Raw genomic sequence first — 2851 nt, forward strand, 5'->3', positions numbered from 1 at the left:
CACCGGGGCGGCCGGCGCGGCGGGGGCGGCAGGCTTCTGGGCCGGCTTGGGGGCGGGCTTCGCGGACGTCTGCGCGGCACCACCGCCACCGGCGGGATAGGCGTCGCGGAGGCGACGCACGACGGGCGGCTCGATGGTGGAGGACGCCGAACGGACGAACTCACCCATCTCGTTGAGCTTGGCCATGAGGGCCTTGCTCTCGACTCCGAGCTCCTTCGCGAGCTCGTAGACGCGGACCTTTGCCACAACTCTCCTGTCCTCGGCCCGCCCGGACAGGAGCGGACCGTCGTCAGTTCTGGGGACTCATCGGTAGGTACTCATCGGGGGCCCATCGGCTTCCAGCCCGCTTCCTTGTCGATGAACGGTGAACCCGGTCAGGCCGTCGGTCGGCCGGACCGGTCCTCGAGGTGCCGCCGGACGGACGACGTGTCGAGCGGACCGGTGCGCAGGGCACGCGGGAACGCTCGTCGCCGTTCGGCGAGCTCGAGGCACTGCAGGTCGGGGTGCACCCAGGCACCCCGCCCGGGAAGGGAACGGCGCACGTCGACGACGGCGAGGTCTCCCTCGTCGGCCTCCACGTGCACCACCCGCAGCAGGACGGTCTGCTGGTCGCGCCTCCGGCACCCGACGCACGTCCGCACCGGACCCGCGAGGGGACCCGTGACGCGCTCGGCGCCACCTGTGCTGTGGTCGGGGAGCCGGACCCGCGGTCCAGCACCAGGCAGTCTAGCGTGCCGCGTCACGAGACGGGACCGGGAGCCTCGTCCGCCGTGTCGGACCGGATGTCGATCTTCCAGCCGGTGAGCTTCGCCGCGAGGCGCGCGTTCTGCCCCTCCTTGCCGATCGCCAGCGACAGCTGGTAGTCCGGCACGACGACGCGCGCGGCACGGGCCACGGGGTCGACGACGGTGACCGAGCTCACCCGGGCCGGCGACAGCGCGTGCGCGACCATCTCGGCCGGGTCGTCGCTGTGGTCGACGATGTCGATCTTCTCGCCGTGCAGCTCGGCCATGACGGCACGCACGCGGGCACCCATCGGGCCGATGCAGGCACCCTTGGCGTTGAGCCCGGCGACCGTGCTGCGGACCGCCATCTTCGTGCGGTGGCCCGCCTCCCGCGCCAGGGCGGTGATCTCGACCGAGCCGTCGGCGACCTCCGGGACCTCCAGCTCGAAGAGCTTGCGGACCAGGCCGGGGTGGGTGCGGGAGAGGGTGATCGAGGGGCCCTTCGGACCCCGCGACACGTCGAGGACGTAGCCCCGCAGCCGCTCCCCGTGGACGTACCGCTCTGTCGGGACCTGCTCGTGCGGCGGCAGGACGGCCTCCGTCCCGCGCACCGCGACGAAGACCATCCGGGGGTCGCGACCCTGCTGGATGACGCCGGCGAGGACCTCGCCCTCCATGCCCCGGAAGCTGCCCAGGACCTGCTCGTCCTCGGCGTCCCGCAGGCGCTGGACGATGACCTGGCGCGCCGTGGCCGTCGCCACGCGCCCGAAGCCCTCGGGCGTGTCCTCGAACTCCGGGCCCAGGTCGAACGACGGACGCGCGGGCGGCGCCGCGGCGCCCTCCGCGTCGCCCTCGGCGGGCTCGGGGTCGGGCTCGGCGGGGCGCTCGACCTTCTCGCGCGCCCACACCGTCACGTGCCCGGTGCGGCGGTCGACCTCCACGCGCGCGTGCTCGTGGGCCCCGCTCGTGCGGTGGTAGGCCGACAGGAGCGCCTGCTCGATCGCCGACACGAGCGTGTCCAGGCTGATCTCCCGCTCGTGCTCGACCAGGCGCAACGCCTGCATGTCGATGTCCATCAGCCCTCCTCCGCCTCGGTGCCCAGGTCGTCGTCCGCCTCGATGCCGCGGAAGTCCAGCTCGATCGTGCCGCGGGCCACGTCCGCGACCGGGACGTGCACGGCCCCGGTCCCTGTGTCGAGCTCGAGCACGTCGTCCTCGGCGACGGCCAGGAGGCGCCCCTCGAGCGTGCGGCCGTCGCGCAGCGCCAGCCGGACGAGGCGCGTCCGCGCGCGGCGGAAGTGCCGCGGCTCGGTCAGCGGACGGGACGTCCCGGGCGTGGAGACCTCGAGGACGTACTCGCCGTGCACGGGGTCGCGGGCGTCGAGCGCCGCGGAGACGTCGCGCGAGACCTCGGCCAGCGTGTCGGAGTCGAGGCTGCCGACGGCGTCGTCGGTCAGGTCCAGCGTGACGCGGACGACCGAGCGCCGACCCGCGCGGCTCACCGCCACGTCCTCCAGGTGCAGGCCGGCGGCCAGCACCACCGGCTCCACCACCGCGCGCACCTGCTGCGCAGGGCCGCTTCCGGACGTGACCATGCTCGCCTCCCGTTCGTCAGGGCGGGCCCTCCGACGGATACGACCCTCTGGACTTGTCCGCACCAGCCTAACGACTCCCGCGGGGGTGGTCGTGGCAGGATCACGCCGATGCCTCGCCGCCCCGCCCGCACCGTCACCGTGACCCTGGTCACGGCGACCCTCGCCGCCGTGCTCGGGGGGTGCGGCCTGCGCCTCGAGACGCCCCCGCCGCAGCCTCCTGTGCCCGACGCCGCGGAGACCGTCCGCCAGCGCACCGTGGACGACGCGCTGACCCTGGGCGCGCTGGCGGCCGCCGTCGACCACCCGGACGCCGCCGTCCAGGTCCTCGTGGACCAGGTCGAGGACGCCGCGACCGCCCACGTGGACGCCCTCGGGGGCGTCTACGACCCGGGCACCGGCCCCGACCCCGACCCGACGGCTCCGGGCCCGACGGGCGAGGACACGACCCGGGGACCCGACGCCGAGGGCGACACCCCCGCGCCGCCGGAGGGCGACGCGGGGGCGCAGGGTGGCGCCGACGCCGGCGCGGGGC

At 75.0% G+C, this 2851-nt stretch carries 5 protein-coding genes; 1 reads left to right on the plus strand and 4 read right to left on the minus strand.

Annotated features, from left to right (window positions below):
- The 4 genes from N866_RS17865 to N866_RS17880 all read right to left on the minus strand — a co-directional run.
- On the minus strand, positions 1–246 hold a 246-nt coding region (locus N866_RS17865), incomplete at its 3' end, for a translation initiation factor IF-2 N-terminal domain-containing protein (RefSeq protein WP_034229181.1).
- Positions 247–374: 128 nt separating this feature from the next.
- Entirely contained in the window at positions 375–578 is a 204-nt protein-coding gene (locus tag N866_RS22515) for a YlxR family protein (protein ID WP_245612657.1), read from the minus strand.
- A 161-nt stretch (positions 579–739) separates the two neighbouring features.
- Positions 740–1801, minus strand: coding sequence for a transcription termination factor NusA (gene nusA, locus N866_RS17875; protein WP_034229183.1), 1062 nt, complete (start codon positions 1799–1801; stop codon positions 740–742).
- Positions 1801–2319 carry a ribosome maturation factor RimP gene (locus N866_RS17880; protein ID WP_034229184.1) on the minus strand — a complete coding sequence of 173 codons (519 nt, stop codon included), beginning with the start codon at positions 2317–2319 and terminating at the stop codon, positions 1801–1803. Before N866_RS17880 ends, nusA begins: the two co-directional genes overlap by 1 nt.
- Before the next feature lie 108 nt (positions 2320–2427).
- Here N866_RS17880 and N866_RS17885 point away from each other — a divergent pair.
- The coding region (locus tag N866_RS17885) for a hypothetical protein (protein ID WP_034229185.1) at positions 2428–2851 on the plus strand (424 nt) is incomplete at its 3' end.

It is taken from the genome of Actinotalea ferrariae CF5-4, from assembly GCF_000603945.1.
In the GTDB taxonomy this organism is placed as follows: Bacteria; Actinomycetota; Actinomycetes; order Actinomycetales; family Cellulomonadaceae; genus Actinotalea; species Actinotalea ferrariae.